General features: G+C 61.8%; 16 protein-coding genes. 11 read left to right on the top strand and 5 right to left on the bottom strand.

The window, feature by feature from the left end:
- Window positions 1-108: 108 nt before the first annotated feature.
- Window positions 109-849 carry a YebC/PmpR family DNA-binding transcriptional regulator gene (locus ACB032_RS08345; protein WP_011705419.1) on the bottom strand — a complete coding sequence of 247 codons (741 nt, stop codon included), beginning with the start codon at window positions 847-849 and terminating at the stop codon, window positions 109-111.
- 95 nt (window positions 850-944) lie between these two features.
- The gene (aspS, locus tag ACB032_RS08350; RefSeq protein WP_016350206.1) at window positions 945-2,711 is read right to left on the bottom strand and encodes an aspartate--tRNA ligase; all 1,767 of its coding nucleotides are present in this window, start codon (window positions 2,709-2,711) and stop codon (window positions 945-947) included.
- Window positions 2,712-3,143: 432 nt separating this feature from the next.
- On the opposite strand from aspS, the gene ACB032_RS08355 reads away from it, so the two are divergent.
- The 6 genes from ACB032_RS08355 to ACB032_RS08380 all read left to right on the top strand — a co-directional run bounded on the left by ACB032_RS08355 (window position 3,144) and on the right by ACB032_RS08380 (window position 9,458).
- Window positions 3,144-3,992, top strand: a complete 849-nt coding sequence (locus tag ACB032_RS08355) for a DUF72 domain-containing protein (RefSeq protein WP_371137734.1) — start codon at window positions 3,144-3,146, stop codon at window positions 3,990-3,992.
- A 393-nt stretch (window positions 3,993-4,385) separates the two neighbouring features.
- Window positions 4,386-5,132: a carboxy-S-adenosyl-L-methionine synthase CmoA gene (cmoA, locus tag ACB032_RS08360; protein ID WP_371137735.1), complete on the top strand. Its 747-nt coding sequence runs from the start codon at window positions 4,386-4,388 to the stop codon at window positions 5,130-5,132.
- Window positions 5,129-6,106: a tRNA 5-methoxyuridine(34)/uridine 5-oxyacetic acid(34) synthase CmoB gene (gene cmoB, locus ACB032_RS08365; protein ID WP_041216623.1), complete on the top strand. Its 978-nt coding sequence runs from the start codon at window positions 5,129-5,131 to the stop codon at window positions 6,104-6,106. Before cmoA ends, cmoB begins: the two co-directional genes overlap by 4 nt.
- 82 nt (window positions 6,107-6,188) lie before the next feature.
- Window positions 6,189-6,947, top strand: a complete 759-nt coding sequence (locus ACB032_RS08370) for an ATP-dependent zinc protease (protein ID WP_016350202.1) — start codon at window positions 6,189-6,191, stop codon at window positions 6,945-6,947.
- Window positions 6,948-6,950: 3 nt separating this feature from the next.
- Window positions 6,951-8,489: an inactive transglutaminase family protein gene (locus ACB032_RS08375; RefSeq protein ID WP_011705413.1), complete on the top strand. Its 1,539-nt coding sequence runs from the start codon at window positions 6,951-6,953 to the stop codon at window positions 8,487-8,489.
- Between the two features lie 3 nt (window positions 8,490-8,492).
- Complete coding sequence (locus tag ACB032_RS08380) at window positions 8,493-9,458, top strand: alpha-L-glutamate ligase-like protein (protein ID WP_011705412.1); 966 nt, start codon at window positions 8,493-8,495, stop codon at window positions 9,456-9,458.
- 223 nt (window positions 9,459-9,681) lie between these two features.
- Here ACB032_RS08380 and ACB032_RS08385 read toward each other — a convergent pair whose 3' ends face one another.
- Window positions 9,682-10,284 carry a peroxiredoxin C gene (locus ACB032_RS08385; RefSeq protein WP_005299113.1) on the bottom strand — a complete coding sequence of 201 codons (603 nt, stop codon included), beginning with the start codon at window positions 10,282-10,284 and terminating at the stop codon, window positions 9,682-9,684.
- Between the two features lie 146 nt (window positions 10,285-10,430).
- Here ACB032_RS08385 and ACB032_RS08390 point away from each other — a divergent pair, with 146 nt between their 5' ends.
- On the top strand, window positions 10,431-11,339 hold the full coding sequence (locus ACB032_RS08390; protein ID WP_011705410.1) for a hydrogen peroxide-inducible genes activator: 909 nt from the start codon (window positions 10,431-10,433) through the stop codon (window positions 11,337-11,339).
- Window positions 11,340-11,406: 67 nt separating this feature from the next.
- Here ACB032_RS08390 and ahh1 read toward each other — a convergent pair whose 3' ends face one another.
- Window positions 11,407-13,272, bottom strand: a complete 1,866-nt coding sequence (gene ahh1, locus ACB032_RS08395) for a hemolysin Ahh1 (RefSeq protein ID WP_371137736.1) — start codon at window positions 13,270-13,272, stop codon at window positions 11,407-11,409.
- A gap of 854 nt (window positions 13,273-14,126) precedes the next feature.
- On the opposite strand from ahh1, the gene ACB032_RS08400 reads away from it, so the two are divergent.
- Window positions 14,127-14,576 carry a C40 family peptidase gene (locus tag ACB032_RS08400; protein WP_011705408.1) on the top strand — a complete coding sequence of 150 codons (450 nt, stop codon included), beginning with the start codon at window positions 14,127-14,129 and terminating at the stop codon, window positions 14,574-14,576.
- Window positions 14,577-14,635: 59 nt separating this feature from the next.
- Here ACB032_RS08400 and ACB032_RS08405 read toward each other — a convergent pair whose 3' ends face one another.
- Window positions 14,636-14,929, bottom strand: coding sequence for a hypothetical protein (locus ACB032_RS08405; protein WP_005299095.1), 294 nt, complete (start codon window positions 14,927-14,929; stop codon window positions 14,636-14,638).
- A gap of 211 nt (window positions 14,930-15,140) precedes the next feature.
- Between ACB032_RS08405 and ACB032_RS08410 the strand changes: the two genes are divergently transcribed.
- From ACB032_RS08410 to ACB032_RS08420, 3 genes are read left to right on the top strand one after another with little or no spacing between them, the layout of a single operon-like run.
- On the top strand, window positions 15,141-16,571 hold the full coding sequence (locus ACB032_RS08410; protein ID WP_371137737.1) for a coniferyl aldehyde dehydrogenase: 1,431 nt from the start codon (window positions 15,141-15,143) through the stop codon (window positions 16,569-16,571).
- A 10-nt stretch (window positions 16,572-16,581) separates the two neighbouring features.
- Window positions 16,582-17,184, top strand: a complete 603-nt coding sequence (locus tag ACB032_RS08415; RefSeq protein ID WP_371137738.1) for a TetR/AcrR family transcriptional regulator — start codon at window positions 16,582-16,584, stop codon at window positions 17,182-17,184.
- A complete protein-coding gene (locus ACB032_RS08420; RefSeq protein WP_371137739.1) occupies window positions 17,165-17,680 on the top strand; it encodes a hypothetical protein in 516 nt (171 codons plus the stop codon). The genes ACB032_RS08415 and ACB032_RS08420 overlap by 20 nt, the downstream gene beginning before the upstream one ends.
- Window positions 17,681-17,690 lie beyond the last annotated feature (10 nt).

The raw sequence follows: 17,690 nt of genomic DNA on the forward strand, positions 1-17,690 counted from the left end.
GCCGGCACGGCCTTCAGGCGTCAGGCCATCACAAGAAAAACGGCAGCCGAGGCTGCCGTTTTAGCGGGGGCGAACAGAGCGTCGCCACCTGGCTGTTCACGAACCGGGTTACAGGGTCGCGGCGACTTCGTCGGAGATGGAGCCGTTGTGGTACACCTCCTGCACGTCGTCCAGATCTTCCAGCATGTCGATGAGGCGCATCAGCTTGGGCGCAGTCTCGGCATCCAGCTCGGCTTCGGTGGACGGGATCATGGTCACTTCGGCGCTCTGGGGCTTGAAGCCGGCGGCTTCCAGACCATCGAGCACGGTGCCGAAATCGTTCGGGGTGGTATACACCTCGATGGAGCCATCCTCTTCGGTCACCACGTCGTCGGCACCGGCTTCCAGGGCGGCATCCATCAGGGCATCTTCATCGACGCCCACGAAGGTCAGCAGCCCTTTCTTGCTGAACAGATAGGCAACGGAGCCATCGGTACCCAGGTTGCCACCGCACTTGCTGAAGGCGTGACGCACTTCGGCAACGGTGCGGTTGCGGTTGTCGGTCAGGCACTCCACCATGACGGCAGAGCCGGCCGGGCCGTAACCTTCGTACACGATGGTCTCGAGCTGTTCGCCATCGCCACCGCCGGCGCCACGCTGGATGGCACGGTTGATGGTGTCGCGGGTCATGTTGCCGGTCAGGGCAGCCGCCACCGCCGCACGCAGGCGCGGGTTGTTGGCAGGATCGGCATCACCCAGACGCGCGGAGGTGGTGATTTCGCGGATCAGCTTGGTGAAGATCTTGCCGCGCTTGGCGTCTTGCGCCGCCTTGCGGTGTTTGATGTTGGCCCATTTACTGTGACCTGCCATAGGGACTCTCCGTTATTTTTGAATTTCAGTAACACTGGTCATGACTAATGCAAGGGAAAGGCCGCATTGCTGCGGCCTTTGCTGCCGGTAACGGCTTATTCATCACCCTTGACGGTGGTCGCAATCGCCAGCTCGCCCAGTTGGGCGGCGTTGGCAAAGCTGGGGGCGTCTGTCATCAGACAGGCGGCCGCCGTGGTTTTCGGGAAGGCAATCACGTCCCGGATGTTTTCAGTACCGGTCAGCAGCATGCTCAGACGGTCCAGGCCGAAGGCCAGGCCGGCGTGCGGCGGGGTACCGTACTTCAGGGCATCCAGCAGGAAGCCGAACTTCAGGCGCTGCTCGGCCGGGGTAATCCCCAGGATGTCAAACACGGTGGCCTGCATCTCGCTGTTGTGGATACGGACAGAGCCGCCACCCACTTCGTAGCCGTTGATCACCATGTCGTAGGCGTTGGCGTAAGCGCCTACCGGGTTGGCTTTCAGCTGCTCCGGGCTAAGGCCGCTCGGCGCGGTGAAGGGGTGGTGCATGGCAGCCAGACCGCCTTCGCCATCTTCTTCGAACATCGGGAAGTCGATGACCCACAACGGCTTCCAGCTGTTCTCCAGCAGGCCCAGATCGCGGCCCACTTTCAGGCGCAGGGCGCCCATGGCATCGCACACCACTTTCTTGGAGTCGGCACCGAAGAAGATGATGTCGCCGTCGGCTGCGCCGGTGCGGGCCAGGATCTCGCGCACGATGGCGTCGGAGAGGAACTTGGCCACCGGAGACTGCACGCCTTCGATACCGTTGGCCGCTTCGTTGACCTTCATCCAGGCCAGGCCCTTGGCACCGTAGATGCCGACAAACTTGGTGTACTCGTCGATCTGCTTGCGAGAGAGCTCGGCGCCGCCCGGTACTTTCAGGGCGGCCACGCGGCCTTTCGGATCGTTGGCGGGGCCGGCGAACACGGCGAACTCGACGGCGGTCAAGAGGTCTGCCACATCGACCAGCTCCATCGGCAGACGCAGGTCCGGCTTGTCGGAGCCGTAGCGACGCATGGCTTCGTCGAAGGTCATGATCGGGAAGTCACCCAGATCCACGTTCAGGATGTGCAGCCACAGTTTGCGGATCATCTCTTCCATGATTTCACGCACCTGCGGTGCGGTCATGAAGGAGGTCTCCACGTCGATCTGGGTGAATTCCGGCTGGCGGTCGGCACGCAGGTCTTCGTCGCGGAAGCACTTGACGATCTGGTAGTAGCGGTCGAAGCCGGACATCATCAGCAACTGCTTGAACAGCTGCGGGGATTGCGGCAGGGCGTAGAACTTGCCCTTGTGCACGCGGCTCGGCACCAGGTAGTCACGAGCCCCTTCCGGGGTTGCCTTGGTCAGCATCGGGGTCTCGATGTCGAGGAAGCCGTGCTCGTCCATGAAGCGGCGCACGAAGGCACTGGCCTTGGCGCGGGTCTTCAGGTACTTGGCCATCTCGGGGCGACGCAGGTCCAGGTAGCGATACTTGAGGCTCACCTCTTCGCTGTTGACCTGGTTGAAGTCCAGCGGCAGCGGCTCGGCACGGTTGATGATGGTCAGCTCGTGGGCAAACACCTCGATGGCACCGGTGGCCATGTCGCTGTTGCGCTGGGAGTCGGGACGGGTGCGCACCACGCCGGAGACCTGAATGCAGAATTCGCCGCGCAGTTCGGAGGCCAGGGCAAAGGCGTCCGGTTTGTCCGGATCGAAGAACACCTGCACGATCCCTTCCCGGTCGCGCATGTCGATAAAGATGAGGCCGCCCAGATCGCGACGACGATGGACCCAACCGCACAATGTAATGGTCTGCCCTGCATGGGCCTCATTGACCTGTCCGCAATAGATAGAGCGCATGGACTTCTTCCTTCGAATTTGTAGAGAGACGGTTAACCTGGGTCGCCGGGCACGACTGGCAAGCACCGTCTGTCTCACAGCTGGCCAGATCCTGTTCTTGCCCGGTTTGAAATCTGTCTCGTACCGTCCGACCGCCGGGATCGGACACCTGCCGCCGATATCGGCTCGACCAGAGGCGGCTGGCAAGCGGCCGGGTTGTCGGGCGGAGGGCATCGGCAAGCGATTGTTGTTTGGCCGCATCATGGCCGCTGCCGTCGTCACAATATGCGTACAGCGGCGTGAGTCACAACAAATTGGCAAACAAAAGGGCTGGCATTATAGAGGAAAACCCCCATTTGGGTAAAATGGCCAGCAGCCTCCTTTGCCCTGTTTTTTACATCCCGGGGCAAAAAAGGGGGATAAAACGAGATAAACCCGCAGACAGGATCCCTCATGAGCCTCTTTTTGGGCCTGCCACAATGGTCGCACCCGGCCTGGCCAGGTCATTTGCTGGGCATGGGCGCCAAGCCCGCCGAGCACCTCGCCCACTATGCCCGGGTATTCAACACGGTGGAAGGCAATACCACCTTCTACGCCTCGCCCACCCCCGACACGGTCCGGCGCTGGGCCGATGCGGTGCCCGCCCACTTTCGGTTCAGCTTCAAGTTTCCGCAAACCATCAGCCACCAGAGCGATCTGGTGAACGCCGACAAACAAGTGAGCGACTTCATCCGCCTGCTGGAGCCCTTGCACGACAAGCTGGGGCTGCTCAAGCTGCAGCTGCCCGCCCGCTTCGGCCCACAGGGGCTGCCCCGGCTGGCGGCCTTTTTCGAACGGCTGCCGCCGGCGTTTCGCTATGCCCTCGAGGTGCGCCACCCCGATTTCTTCGCCAAGGGCGAGGCGGAACGGCAGTTGAACCGGCTGCTGATGGAGAGAGGCATCAACCGCATCATGCTCGACAGCCGGCCGTTGTTCTCGGTGCCAGCCACCACGGCAGCCATGATCGATGCCCAGGGCAAGAAGCCGAGACTGCCGGTGCACCTGCTGGCCACCGCCAATGCTCCCGTGGTGCGGCTCATCGGCCTGCCGGATCCGGCCGCCAATCACCCCTTCCTGCCAGGCTGGCTCCCCCACTGGCGCCAGTGGCTGACGGAGGGCAAAGATCTCTACCTCTTTATACATACGGCTGACAACGCCCAGTCCCCCGAGCTGGCCCGTCAGGTTACCCGCCTGCTGGGGGAAGAGATGGCCCCCTGGCCGGGGGAAAACGATCGCGCACAGCAGGGCGTGCTGCCCTTTTAGTCAACCGCCTCACCCCGTCTTCCCCGCCGCGAAAAAAAGCCGTTTTTTTGTGGCCGGACGGGGCTTGGCGTCAAGACAAACGCCGACCTTTCCTCTACACTAGCGCCCCAAGTAAGGACCCGGACCGCCAGCCCAGCACAATCCGATGCAGGCAGGCATCCGGCGCCATAAACAGGGCCCAGACGCCAGTGCGCTGCAACTCGTTGCCGCAGATGGTGCCGCCCTCAGAAAGGACCAGGATGATGGTCCATTGCGAACGGAACCGGCCCGATGGATCTCAAGGCCCGCCACCCCGTTCGTGAACCGGTGACGACCCGGCCCGGACCGGTGTCACCCAACGATTCAATTGAACAAAACAGTCGGTTCGCGCACCGGCTGTCAGGTTGCGCCAGCATGCATACCAAAGATCAGATTTTTGCCGCCCCTATCGCTCGATTGGGGGATTTTTGCTTTGACGAACAGGTCGTCGATGTCTTCCCCGACATGATCCAGCGCTCGGTGCCGGGTTACAGCAACATCATCTCCGCCATCGGCATGATGGCCGCCCGTTACGCCCAGCCCCAGAGCCGGCTCTACGACCTCGGCTGCTCGCTCGGTGCCGCCACCCAGGCGATGCGTCGCCACGTCACCCAGCCCGGCTGCCACATCACGGCGGTGGATCTCTCCCACCCCATGATCGAGCGCGCCCGCGCCCACCTCTCCGGCTTCAAGTCCGAGGTACCGGTGGAGCTGGTGGAGGCAGACATCTGCGACATCGCCATCGAGAACGCCTCCGTGGTGGTGCTCAACTTCACCCTGCAGTTCGTCGAGCCCGAAAAGCGGGCCGCCCTGATCCAGCGCATCTTTGATGGGCTGCGCCCGGGCGGGATCCTGATCCTTAGCGAAAAATTCCGCTTCGAAGATGCACCGGTCAACGAGCTGCTCATCGACCTGCACCTCGACTTCAAGCGCGCCAACGGTTACAGCGAGCTGGAGATCAGCCAGAAGCGCACCGCCCTTGAGAACGTGATGCGCACCGACAGCTTGCCGGTGCATCAGGCGCGCCTGCGGGAAGCCGGCTTCGTCCACCAGGATCTCTGGTTCCAGTGCTTCAACTTCGGCTCCATGATTGCCATCAAATCCAGCGACGCCCAGCCATGATCGACTTTGCCAACTTCTATCAGCTGATCGCCAAGAATCGGCTGAGCCACTGGCTGCATACCCTGCCCGCTCAGCTGCACGCCTGGCAGCACGACAACCAGCACGGCGATCTGCCGCGCTGGAACCGCGCCCTCAACAAGCTGCCGCAGGTGGCCCCCGGCCACATCGAGCTGCACAGCCGGGTCGAAATCGGCTCGGCCGAGAGCCTCGGCGAAGGGGAGCGCAAAAAGGTTGAGAGCCTGCTGCGCCACTTCATGCCCTGGCGCAAGGGGCCGTTCACAGTGCACGGCATCCACATCGACACCGAGTGGCGCTCCGACTGGAAGTGGGATCGGGTACTGCCCCACATCAGCCCGCTTGCCGGTCGCTACGTGCTGGACGTGGGCTGCGGCAGCGGTTACCACCTCTGGCGCATGGTGGGCGAAGGGGCCAAGCTGGCGGTCGGCATCGATCCGAGCCCGCTGTTCCTCTGCCAGTTCGAGGCCATCCGCCACTTCGCCGGCAACGACCAGCGCGCCCACCTGCTGCCGCTCGGCATTCAGGAGCTGCCGGAGCTGCGGGCGTTCGACACCGTCTTCTCCATGGGAGTGCTCTATCACCGCAAGTCCCCCATCGAGCACATCGAGCAGCTGCGCAACCAGCTGAAAGACGATGGCGAGCTGGTGCTGGAGACCCTGGTGATCGACGGCGGCGTCAACGACGTGCTGGTGCCTACCGATCGCTACGGCAAGATGCGCAACGTCTGGTTCATCCCCTCCAGCGCGGCCCTCAAGCTGTGGGTCGAACGCTGCGGATTTACCGATGTGCGGATTGTCGACGAGAATATGACCAGCACCGACGAACAGCGTCGTACCGACTGGATGATTAATGAATCCCTGAGTGATTATCTGGATCCAACCAATCCCGCACTCACGGTAGAAGGACACCCGGCACCGAAACGTGCCGTACTGATTGCCAGAAAGGCCAAAGACTAGCCGATGGCGGCTGTGGAAGTTACACTGACCCAATTCCAGGAAGCACAGTTAAATGAATGACATGAAAAGCAAATTAAAAGGAATGACCCTGCTCTCCCTGCTCAGTCTCGGCGGGTGTGTCAGTATGGAGAAAGCGCCCCCGGTACCTACCTTGACGCTGGCCGAGCTTCGCAACGAGATCAATCTGAGCGAGCAGCGCCTGCAAACATCCATGGAACAGCAACAGAAGCAGTATGTGCAGCAACAGCACCTGCTGGTTCAGCTCAACACTGATGTCAACAACATGAAAGAGTCCGTGAACAAAGTCGGCAGCAAGCTCGAATCTCTGCCGCCCGAGCCGCCCAAACCCATGGCGATCCCGACCGAGAAGTGCCAGGCCCCGAGCCAGGGTCACACCGTCGACGGCAAGCTGCTGGTCGGCGAGGCGGAGTGGATCTGGGTTGACGCGGCCAACGACGCCTTCCAGGCGCGGGTCGATACCGGTGCCACCACCTCCTCCATCAGCGCCCAGGACATCACCATCTTCGAGCGCAACGGCAAGAACTGGGTGCGCTTCTTCCTGAGCCATCAGGAGATGGACGACAAGATCCAGATTGAAGCGCCGCTGGTGCGCCATGTACGGGTGCGTCAGGCCTCCGCCGACGATCTCGACCGCCGTCCGGTGGTGCGCCTCGCGGTACGCATCGGCGACATGACCGAGAAGGCCGAATTTACCCTGAAGGACCGCAGCGACATGGCCTTCCCCGTTCTGCTCGGCCGTGAATTTTTGAAAGACATCGCCGTGGTTGATGTGGCCCGCGAATATATCCAACCCAAACCCAAGCTCAAGGATGTGAAATAATCCATGGTTTCCCGTAAGCCGTTCTATTTGCTGGTAGCCCTGCTGTACATTGTCGGCCTGGGGATGACGTTCTATCACCACATCGCGCTGGACGTACCGCTCACGCCGGGTGAAAAACGCCAGATCTGGTCCATCGAAGCCAAGCTGGAGTTCGAGGCCACCGGCGAGCCGGTGATCGCTTCCCTGGCCATTCCGGGCACCCAGCCCGGTTTCACCCTGATGAACGAGAACGCCGCGAGCCCGGGCTACGGCCTCTCCTTCGTCGAGAAGGATGGCGATGCCCGCGCCGAGTGGTCCATCCGCAGCGCTTCCGGCCGTCAGGAGCTCTACTACCGCGTCGACATGATGGCTGATGCCCATGCCAAACCGGCCGCCAACCCGCTGCCGCCGGCCATCGAGAAGCAGATCGAGAGCGAGCCCTACGCCACCGCCATGAAGCAGATTCTGGAACGTGCCCAGGAGCGCTCCGCCGACGGCTACACCCTGACTCGCGAGATCATCAAGGAAATCGAGAAACAGGAGCAGAACGCCGAGCTGCTGAAGAAGCACAAGAGCCGCGCCAACCTGATCGCCGAGCTGCTCAACAACGCCGACGTGCCGACCCGGGTCGTGCACGCGCTGAGCCTGGAAGATGGCCGCCGTCGTCAGGAGCTGGTGGATTACCTGCAGGTGTTCAACAGCCCGACCGACTACAAGCTGTTCAACCCGCAGACCGGTGAACAGGGGCGCCCTGCCAACCTGCTGCTGTGGGAATACAACTCCGGCGCCCTGCTGGACGTGACCGGTGGTCACAACTCCCGCGTCAGCTTCTCGATGATCGAACAGGAACAGCCGGTCAGCGTGGCGCTGGCCCAGAAGTTTGAAAAATCGGAGATGATGAACTTCTCCATCCACAGCCTGCCGCTGGAAGAGCAGACCCTGTTCAAGGGCTTGCTGCTGATCCCGATCGGCGTGCTGATGGTGGTGTTCCTGCGGGTACTGGTGGGGATCAAGACCTCGGGCACCTTCATGCCGGTGCTGATCGCAGTCGCCTTCATCCAGACCTCCCTGGTCACCGGTCTCATCGGTTTCCTGCTGATCGTCGGCACCGGTCTGGTGATCCGCTCCTACCTGTCGCGGCTCAACTTGCTGCTGGTCGCGCGAATATCGGCCATCATCATCATGGTGATCTCGATGATCGGCATCTTCTCCGCGTTTGCCTTCAAGCTGGGGCTGACTGACGGCATGAAGATCACCTTCTTCCCGATGATCATCCTCTCCTGGACCATCGAGCGGATGTCCATCCTGTGGGAAGAAGAGGGTCCGAAAGAGGTGTTCCGCCAGGGTGGCGGCTCTCTGCTGGTGGCCGTCATCGCCTATCTGGCCATGGATAACGAACTGATCCGTCACCTCACCTTCAACTTCCTCGGCCTGCAGCTGGTGCTGATGGCGACCGTGCTGTTGATGGGTAACTACACCGGCTACAAGCTGAGCGAACTCAAGCGCTTCAAGCCGCTGGTGGACGAGATCAAATCGGGTGCCACTCCGGGTAAGGACAAGTAACAGATGTGGTTCTGGGAAAAGTACACCACCCCGTGGAGCCTGTCCCAATCAGGCATCCTCGGCATGAACAAGCGCAACCACTCCTACATCAGCCGCTACAATCCGCGCAGCCTCTATCCGCTGGTGGATGACAAGCTGCAGACCAAGCGCATCGCGCTGGATGCCGGCGTCACGGTACCGGAACTGATCGGTACCATTCGTGCCCAGCACGACGTGAGCCGCATCACCGAGCTGGTGAAGGATTGGCCGGGCTTCTGCATCAAGCCGGCGCGCGGCTCCGGCGGCAAGGGGATCCTGGTGATCCTGCGCCAGGAAGAGGGCCTGTTCTACAAGCCCAATGGCAGCGCCTCCAACGGGCAGGATCTGGAGCGCCATGTCTCCAACATCCTGGCCGGGCTCTATTCGCTCGGCGGCAAACCCGACGTGGCGCTGGTGGAAGGCCTCATCAACTTCGATGACGTGTTCGACGGCTACTCGTTCGAAGGGGTCCCCGATGCCCGGGTGATCATCTTCAAGGGCTTCCCGGTGATGGCCATGATGCGCCTCTCCACCGCGGCGTCCGACGGCAAGGCGAACCTGCACCAGGGCGCCGTGGGGGTGGGTCTGTGCCTGCGTACCGGCCGTGCGCTGCGGGCGGTGCAGTTCGGCAATCCGCTGCGCCACCACCCGGACACCGGCCTCGATCTCTATGAGCTCAAGGTGCCCCACTGGGACACCCTGCTGACCCTGGCAGCCTCCTGCTACGAGATGTCGGGCCTGGGCTACATCGGCACCGACATGGTGCTGGACAAGTTCCGCGGCCCCATGCTGCTGGAACTCAACGCCCGGCCGGGTCTTGCCATTCAGATCGCCAACGGCCGCGGCCTGGTGCCCAATCTCAAGACCATCGAGAAGCTGGGCCAGGTGAAGATGAACGTGGAGCAGCGGGTCAACTTCGCCAAGGATCACTTCGGTATCTTTGACGAGTAGTCCGGACACCCATGACAAAAGCGCGCCAAAGGGCGCGCTTTTTTATGCCTGCCGTTTATCGGCACGCTGCCGGCAACCACAATCCTGCTGAGCATGGGTTTCTGGACAAGGGTTGCTGACCAAAGGTTGCTGGCCAACGTTGCGAAACGAGAGTACCGAATAACGGCCATAAAAAAACCGATGCCTGGGCATCGGTTTTTCACTATCCGGTTTGCTGACCCGATTACAGGGAAGCAGCGTTCTCGGACAGGTACTTGGCAACGCCGTCCGGAGAGGCGGTCATGCCTTTTTTGCCTTTCTCCCACTGAGCCGGGCACACTTCGCCGTGCTCTTCGTGGAACTGCAGGGCGTCGACCATGCGCAGCATCTCGTCGATGTTGCGGCCCAGCGGCAGATCGTTGACAACCTGGTGACGAACGACACCGTTTTTGTCGATCAGGAAGGAGCCACGGAATGCAACACCGGCTTCCGGGTGCTCGACGTCATAGGCTTTGCAGATCTCGTGCTTGATGTCGGCAACCAGCGGGTACTTGACCGGGCCGATGCCGCCGTCTTCGATCTTGGTGTTGCGCCAGGCGTTGTGGGAGAACTCGGAGTCGATGGAGACACCGATCACCTCCACGCCACGCTTGTTGAACTCTTCCAGACGGTGATCGAAGGCAATCAGCTCGGACGGGCAGACGAAGGTGAAATCGAGCGGATAGAAGAACAGGACGGCTGCCTTGCCCTTGATGTGGGATGCCAGGTTGAAGGAGTCAACGATCTGGCCATTGCCCAGAACGGCAGCAGCGGTGAAATCGGGTGCGGGACGGCCTACCAATACCATATTCAATTCCTCTTTATGTGAAGTGAACAATCCTGTCAGGATCAGGCTACCTAGAGCCAAGTCCGTCTAATTAAAGCGACAAACTATAGCCCCGATGGTAGATTAGTTAAATCAAATTAAATAGATAGCATTAATCGGGTTTTCCTATGCAACGTTGGCCCAGCCTGAAACAGCTGCAATATCTGGTTGCTCTCGACGAGCACAAGAACTTCAACCGCGCCGCCAAGGCCTGTCATGTCAGCCAGTCGACCCTGAGTACCGGGATCCAGACGCTGGAGGACATGATGAACCTGCAACTGGTGGAACGGGACCACAAGAGCTTCATTATGACCCCGGTCGGCATGGAAATCGTCGAGCGAGCTCGCAATTTGCTCTCCGATGCGCGGGATCTGATGGAGCTAGGCCAGCATCAAGGGGGGGTCATGCACGGCACGGTACGCCTGGGCTGCATTCCCACCATCGCCCCCTTCCTGCTCAGCAAGCTGCTGCAGGTGTGCGGCAAGACCTATCCTGAGCTGGAATTGTTGCTGCGTGAAGACACCACCACCAACCTGCTCAAGCAGCTGGAGCAGGGTCAGCTCGACCTGCTGATCCTTGCGCTGCCGGTGGAGATCGGCGGCTTTCACTGCAAGACGGTCGGCCAGGATCCCTTCCACATGGTGATGCCCGCCAGCATGGCGGCCAGCCTGCACACCCCGTTCGACTACAAGGAGCTGCCCAACCAGAGCATCTTCCTGCTGGAGCGGGAGCACTGCCTCACCGAACACGCGGTGAGCGCCTGCCGGCTGCGGGACAAGAGCAAGATCAACCCGTTTGCCGCCACCAGCCTGCACACTCTGGTGCAGATGGTCGGCGCCGGGCTCGGCACCACCTTCCTGCCGCAGATGGCCATCGATGCCGGCATCCTCGACAACACGGATCTGGTGGCCATTCCGCTGCCGGGAGAGCACCCCTACCGTGAGATAGGGCTGGTGTGGCGCCCCAGCACCACCCGGGTGCAGACCTTCTACAAGCTGGCCGAGCTGCTCGCCCCGCTCATCGAAAACAAGGCCTGATCCGTCCTTCATAAAAAAACGCCGGCACTTGCCGGCGTTGTTGTCTTGGGCGCAAGGCCCTGCTCTGTCAGTGACTGGCCGGTGGCCCGAAGATGCGGGTGTAGGAGGTCAGGGTCCGTACGCTCACATTCTGCGGATTGCCATTCTCGTCGTAGAGCCCCAGCGCCCCGCTCTGCTTGTCATGACCCAGCAGCTGGTGGGCACTCAGGTTGCTGAGCGCATCGCTGTCCGCTTTCCACTCCCAGCGCTGACCCAGGCTCAGGCTGCAACTCTGCAGCTGGCCGAGGTTGTTGCCGTCCAGGCAGCGGCGGGTATCCTGCGCGCTGACATAGCGGCCGTACTGGTCATAGATGAAGGACTGGGCGGCCGAGGTCTCGTCACAGGTCACCGCGCTCAGACCATGGTTGGCATCCGCGCTCAGGCAGCGGTTGTCAAAGCCCCCCAGTTGCAGGTTGACCGGGCGACCGCCGGTAAACACCGGGTGGTTCCAGTCCACCTTGAAGCTGGTGGACGCCGTCACCCGTCTGCGCTTGTCGGTATCTTCGAAGCCCTGGAAGGAGACATGGGCCCCCACCACGTAGTAGTGCTTGTAGATGCCGGTGTAGATGGGACGGATGTTGACCGAGGAGTCGATCTTGAACTCGGTGCTGCCCGTCTCGTCCGGTGCCGCCTTGTAGATGACGTCCAGATTCGGCACGAACCCCTTGTAGCTGAGTGGCTGGATGCGGTTGTGATCCACGTCGTAGCCCATGCCCCAGACGGTGGCCGTCTTGGAAGAAAGCAGGGACTCCGCGGTCGCGTATTGATCGCGCACCCAGCTGAAACCCACCTTCTGGGCGCTCGGCGCCGAGCGTTCGACCCGGTAATCCTGGGTGTTGTAGGCGAGCTGGCGCTGCTGGCTGAACTTGGCCGAGGCCTCCAGCTTGGCCTTGGGCCCATCCTTGTTCACCTCCACCCCGCCGGTGACCCCCACCTCGAAGCCCGAGATCTCGCGATGCTCGTACTTGCTGTTGAGGTTGGTCGGCAGGCTCTTGAGCACCGCCGCCTTGGTATTGGACGCCTCGATGCTGAAGCGGTAATCCTGGGCGATGGCATCGGTGGCATAGTCGCGGGCCCAGCCGTCCAGCAGCAGGTAGTCCGCGATGTTCTCGCTCCAGCTGAGATCCTCGTTGAGCTGGATGCCGGCACCGGCCGACTCTTCGTCCAGCGAGATCCGCACTATCTTGGCATCCGGCGTGGCGGAGCCGGTGTTGCCAAATTGCAGGGAGCGCTCCAGGTTGACCCGGTAGACCAGCGAGATGTTCGGCGAATCGCAGAACAGCCGGTCGCCCCGGCTCCAGGTGCGCGAGCGCGGGAAGGTGCACTCGGCATCGCTGATCTTGCGGTTGACGTTGAGGTAGAAGGCCACGTGGGGCAGGCCAGCCTCGGCGGCAGGCGGCAGGGTCAGCGAGCGCTTGTGGCGCTTGCCCTGCCCTTCCAGGCTCTCGACCCGCTCCATCACCTGATAGAAGGCCGGATCATCGACGCCTCCCAGCGGGGTGAACAGCAGCTCCCCCTTGTAGCCGGACACCAGCACCCAGTCCGCATCAAAAGAGATGCCGGCCAGCTGCTCCATGGCCTTTCTGGCTTGCTGTCGCTCATTCTTGTCGGTGACGGCGCTGAAATCGATGAACAGACGCTCGCCCCGAGCCAGCACCCGCTCGCGCAGCTGATCCCGGGTCATGAGCGGCGTCGCCCCCTGCCCCTTCAGCCAGACGTCGGCATTGAGGTAAATCAGACCCTGTTCGGATTGCAGGCTGGCCAGCATGGCGGTGCCCTGGTCGGTACGTTCGCCAATATCTTCGGCTTGCACGCTGCCTGCCAACAAGGCCAGCGCGAGCAGACTGAGAGTGGGGGCTTGCGTGATGAATTTGCGTGGTTTTTTGTTTTTCATTGTTATCTCCTTGTCGAATCACGCCAAGCTATTTAAACAATGAACGAATACGGCATAACCATATTATTCACGGTTATATTTCGGGGCGTTATTCTGCTTGCCTGTCATGACATTCATTATTCTCGCCGTGAATTAACAGCGTGGCGGCGAATGCATTTATTGTTGACAGAACAAGGATCGCGATACGATCTAAGGTGGATGATTCGGCATGCGCCGATGCTATTACACGGGAGTCTCGCTCTGATGGCAATCTTCCCTCAAGGTCGCCTGACTGCGCCTTGCATCTCGCACTGTGCCCGTTGGCTTGGCGGTAGCGCCCATCGGCCTGAACGATGATGCGACAGCCTGACACCGCAGGCCTCCTGGTGCGAGGGAACACTCACTGCTATGGACCGGATATCATGGGATGGCCCTCCTCTGTCTGGTGATATTGTCAGCCGACGCCAGTCATTGGCCGAATATTATTATGTGAACCAGTTGCGGGAATATACCCAGAGATATCTTGTGGTGCTGCCATCATATTGGCGGTGAAAATGGCGGGGTCCCTTGCCATTTATTTGATGGCGCCATCATAACGAATTAACCCTGAGACAGAACGTGACACAGATCACGGGGCGGCGTCAACAAGGTTAATTATCATTTCATGCCAAGGCTGATTGGAATAACTACTTTAATATTGAAATACTCATTCAAGATAATCGCCAAATATTATTCAAATGAATACAAACAATATTATGACCCTCTGCAGTTGCGCCTCTTTCGGGGTAGCCAGAGGCTGTTTCTTGCAAGCAAGGCTATGTTCGAGCCCCGAACCCCGTTTATGATGGAGACGTTGTCGTCTCGAAGGAGCCCCCATGGATTGCAAATGGCTGCTACCCCTGCTGGCCCTGTTGCTGGCCGCCTGTTCCAGCACACCCGAGCCTGCCCCGCCGCGCCAGCAGAGCAGCGCTTTTGAAGGCTTCTATCAGCAGTGGCGCGGCGTACCCTATCGCATGGGGGGTTCTGATCGGGCCGGCCTCGACTGCTCCGCCTTTACCCAGCTCGCCTACCAGCAGGTGATGGGCTTCAATTTGCCCAGAACCACTGAATCCCAGGCCAACCTGGGCCGGCCGGTCGATCGCTACCGGCTGCAACACGGCGATCTGGTCTTCTTCAAGACCGGCTGGCAGCAATACCACGTCGGTGTCTACACCGGCGGCGGGGAGTTCATCCACGCCTCCACCAGCAAGGGGGTGATCCGCTCGCGCCTCGACAACGTCTACTGGAACAGCCGCTACTGGCAGGCGCGCCGCCTCACCCAGTGACCGCCATAACACAACAGGGCCCGCGACGGGCCCTGTTGTTGTTGATCCAGCCGATTGGCTCAGTGCTTGCGATGCCAGCGCGGCGAGGTGGCCCGCTCGCCCCAGGGGGTCACGCAGGGCAACAGCGCTCCTTCGATCACCTTGTCACTGCCGGCCAGGGCCTCGGCAATCTTCTCGTGCAGCACTCGCAGCAGGCGCCCCTCCTGTTCGGCCAGGGAGTGACCCGCGGCAAAAAACTCGCGCTGATGCTGCAGCGCCAGCTTCTGGGCAAATTCATAGGTGTTGAAGCAATCCGGCATCCGCTCGACCACATCTTCCAGGCGGGCCAACAAGCTGTTCAGTTCCCTGGTCATAACACTCTCTCCTTGTCGGTTGATAACCAAAAACTACCCCTTATTGGATAATTCACCAACCCCAAATCCACGAAAGTGTGGAGGCCAGCACAGTCGCCAGGTGAGTCATCCGCGCCCCATCCTAAGCCAACGGGCAAAACTTTACAGCCAGTTAACAAGACGCTAGATTTAGACCGACCAATCAGTCGGTCCCTAACCAGCGGGGTATGCCATGGAAGCGATGCAGTTGCAGGAGGCCACCGACAAGTTGTCGCTCCCGGCCAGACTGGCCAGACTCAGAGACGCATGTCAGCAACATCCCATGCCGAGCCTGAGCGAGCGCAGAGCCCACCTCAGCCAGCTCAAGCGTGCCCTGATCGCCCACAAGCAACCGCTGTGCGATGCCCTGGCCAAAGACTATGGCCAGCGCAGCGACTACGACAGCATGATTGCCGACATCCTCCCCTGCGTCATGCAGATCAACTACACCCAGAAACGGATCAAGCGCTGGATGCGCCCGCACCGCCGCCACACCGGCCTGCTGCTGGCGCCGGCCCGGGTGGAGGTGTTCTATCAGCCGCTCGGGGTGGTCGGCATCATAGTGCCCTGGAACTTCCCGGTGATGCTGAGCCTCGGCCCCCTCATCAGCGCCATCGCCGCCGGCAACCGCGCCATGCTGAAGCTCTCCGAATTCACCCCCCACACCAACCGGGTGCTGCGCGAGCTGCTGGACGGCGTCTTCGACGAGCGCGAGGTGATGGTGATTGAAGGTGACGCCCAGGTGGCGGCCGCCTTCAGTGCCCTGCCCTTCGACCATCTGCTGTTTACCGGCTCCACCGCGGTGGGACGGCTGGTGATGGCCGCGGCGGCCCCCCAGCTCACCCCGCTCACCCTGGAGCTCGGCGGCAAGAGCCCCTGCCTCATCGCCCCCGACATGCCGCTGGCGCTGGCGGTGGAGCGGATGATCTTCGGCAAGAGCCTCAACGCCGGCCAGATCTGCGTCGCCCCCGACTATGTGCTGCTGCCGCGCGGTCAGGAGCAGGCTTTTGTCGAGGCCTATCGCGATCACTTCGCCCGCCTCTATCCCCAGGGGCTGGCCAGCGCGGATTACGGCTCCATCATCAATGGCCGCCAGTATGAACGGCTCACCAGCTGGCTGGCCGAAGCCGAGCGGGCAGGCGCCCAGATCCACACCTGTGGCAGCCCGGCCCGGGACGATGGCGCCCACCGCCTGCTGCCCCATCTGCTGACCGAGGTACCAAACCACTGCCAGCTGATGCAGCAGGAGATTTTCGGCCCGCTGCTGCCGATCGTGCCCTATGACTCGCTGGACGAGGCGCTCGCCTACATAGCCGCGCGGCCCCGCCCGCTCGCCTTCTACCTGATGAGCCTGGATCCCGCCCTGCAGCACAAGGTGATCCGGGAGACCCACTCCGGCGGCATGGCCATCAACGACAGCCTGTTCCAGGTGGCGGCCGACGACGTGCCCTTTGGTGGCATCGGTGCCTCCGGCATGGGTCACTACCACGGCCACGAGGGGTTTCTCACCTTCTCTAAGGCCAAGACCGTGCTGAGCCGGGGACGCTTCAGCACCGGCACCATGGTGCACCCTCCCTATCGGCGCTGGCACCAGCGGCTGATGATGGCCCTGTTTTTGCGCTGACGAGACCAGCATGAACACACCCGTGACCGACAAGCGCCGCCAGATCCTGGATGCCGCCCTTGCCTTGTGCGCCGAAGATGGCTTGCAGGGCGCCGCCACCGCCCGCATCGCCAAGGCGGCCGGAGTGGCCAACGGCACCCTGTTTCACCACTTTCCCAGCAAGGAGGTGCTGATCCAGAGCCTCTATCAGGACATCAAGCTGCGCCTTGGCGCCGCCATCACCGAGGCTGACGTCGCCCTGTCCCTCCAGGAGCAGGCGCACCACTACTGGAGCCAGGCGATGGCCTGGATGCAGGCCCACCCCCACGAGCTCAAGTTCGTGCTGGGCTTCTTTCACTCCCCCCTGCTGGCTCGCCCGCTGCGCAGCCAGATCCTGAGCGACACCCTGCGTTTTCTACCCCGCCTGCTGGCCCAGGGCCAGGCCAGCGGCGAATTGATGCAAGCTCCACCGGCTCTGATGCTGGAGGTGTGCCAGGGCCAGTTCCTGGCCTGCGCCTCGCTGTTTGTTGACCAACCTGAACTGGGACGGGACGGCCACTGGCAAGCCAGCGCCTTCGCCCTGTTCTGGTCCGCCATCTCGGGAGTTCACGCTTATGCACAACCGACACCTTGATTCCCTGGCGGCGCTGGGTCGCCGCCTCTGGATCAGCAGCCTGCTCTGGATCATCGGCCGCACCCTGTGCCGCGCCGCCCGCATCGACGAGGCGGTGCGCCAGGAGCTCGCCCCCCTGCCGGACGGGCTCACCATCCGGCTGGAGGTGAGCGGCATGGCCCACGGCCTGACCATCCACAAGGCGGCTGGCCGCTGGCAGAGCGGCCCAGCGCCCGACACCGGCGGGCTGCATCCGCTGCGGGTGCGCTTCAAGCATCCCGCCATCGCCTTTCGCGCCCTCAGCTTTCGGCTCGGGGTCAATCAGGCGTTCAGCGAGAACCGCCTGCTGGTGGAGGGGGACCTCACCGTCGCCATGCACTTGGTGCGAGCGCTGGAGCAGCTGCAGGCGCTGATCCTGCCGGCCTTCATCGCCCGCCCCTTGCTGCGCCGCTATCCTGACCCGCGCCACAAGCTGAGCCGGGCCTGCCACATCTACCTGGGTCTGTTGACCGGCTGAACGAGAGGAA

It is taken from the genome of Aeromonas sp. S5(2024) (assembly GCF_041403025.1).
GTDB lineage: Bacteria > Pseudomonadota > Gammaproteobacteria > Enterobacterales > Aeromonadaceae > Aeromonas > Aeromonas hydrophila.

What these genes read in the sequence shown, in the direction of transcription:
- ACB032_RS08405 (WP_005299095.1), bottom strand. Translation starts at nt 14,929, where the DNA reads ATGACCAGGGAACTGAACAGCTTGTTGGCCCGCCTGGAAGATGTGGTC.
- ACB032_RS08380 (WP_011705412.1), top strand. Translation starts at nt 8,493, where the DNA reads ATGTGGTTCTGGGAAAAGTACACCACCCCGTGGAGCCTGTCCCAATCA.
- ACB032_RS08385 (WP_005299113.1), bottom strand. Translation starts at nt 10,284, where the DNA reads ATGGTATTGGTAGGCCGTCCCGCACCCGATTTCACCGCTGCTGCCGTT.
- ACB032_RS08400 (WP_011705408.1), top strand. Translation starts at nt 14,127, where the DNA reads ATGGATTGCAAATGGCTGCTACCCCTGCTGGCCCTGTTGCTGGCCGCC.
- ACB032_RS08420 (WP_371137739.1), top strand. Translation starts at nt 17,165, where the DNA reads ATGCACAACCGACACCTTGATTCCCTGGCGGCGCTGGGTCGCCGCCTC.
- ACB032_RS08410 (WP_371137737.1), top strand. Translation starts at nt 15,141, where the DNA reads ATGGAAGCGATGCAGTTGCAGGAGGCCACCGACAAGTTGTCGCTCCCG.
- cmoB (WP_041216623.1), top strand. Translation starts at nt 5,129, where the DNA reads ATGATCGACTTTGCCAACTTCTATCAGCTGATCGCCAAGAATCGGCTG.
- ACB032_RS08375 (WP_011705413.1), top strand. Translation starts at nt 6,951, where the DNA reads ATGGTTTCCCGTAAGCCGTTCTATTTGCTGGTAGCCCTGCTGTACATT.
- ACB032_RS08390 (WP_011705410.1), top strand. Translation starts at nt 10,431, where the DNA reads ATGCAACGTTGGCCCAGCCTGAAACAGCTGCAATATCTGGTTGCTCTC.
- aspS (WP_016350206.1), bottom strand. Translation starts at nt 2,711, where the DNA reads ATGCGCTCTATCTATTGCGGACAGGTCAATGAGGCCCATGCAGGGCAG.
- ACB032_RS08345 (WP_011705419.1), bottom strand. Translation starts at nt 849, where the DNA reads ATGGCAGGTCACAGTAAATGGGCCAACATCAAACACCGCAAGGCGGCG.
- ACB032_RS08415 (WP_371137738.1), top strand. Translation starts at nt 16,582, where the DNA reads ATGAACACACCCGTGACCGACAAGCGCCGCCAGATCCTGGATGCCGCC.
- ACB032_RS08370 (WP_016350202.1), top strand. Translation starts at nt 6,189, where the DNA reads ATGACCCTGCTCTCCCTGCTCAGTCTCGGCGGGTGTGTCAGTATGGAG.
- ACB032_RS08355 (WP_371137734.1), top strand. Translation starts at nt 3,144, where the DNA reads ATGAGCCTCTTTTTGGGCCTGCCACAATGGTCGCACCCGGCCTGGCCA.
- ahh1 (WP_371137736.1), bottom strand. Translation starts at nt 13,272, where the DNA reads ATGAAAAACAAAAAACCACGCAAATTCATCACGCAAGCCCCCACTCTC.
- cmoA (WP_371137735.1), top strand. Translation starts at nt 4,386, where the DNA reads ATGCATACCAAAGATCAGATTTTTGCCGCCCCTATCGCTCGATTGGGG.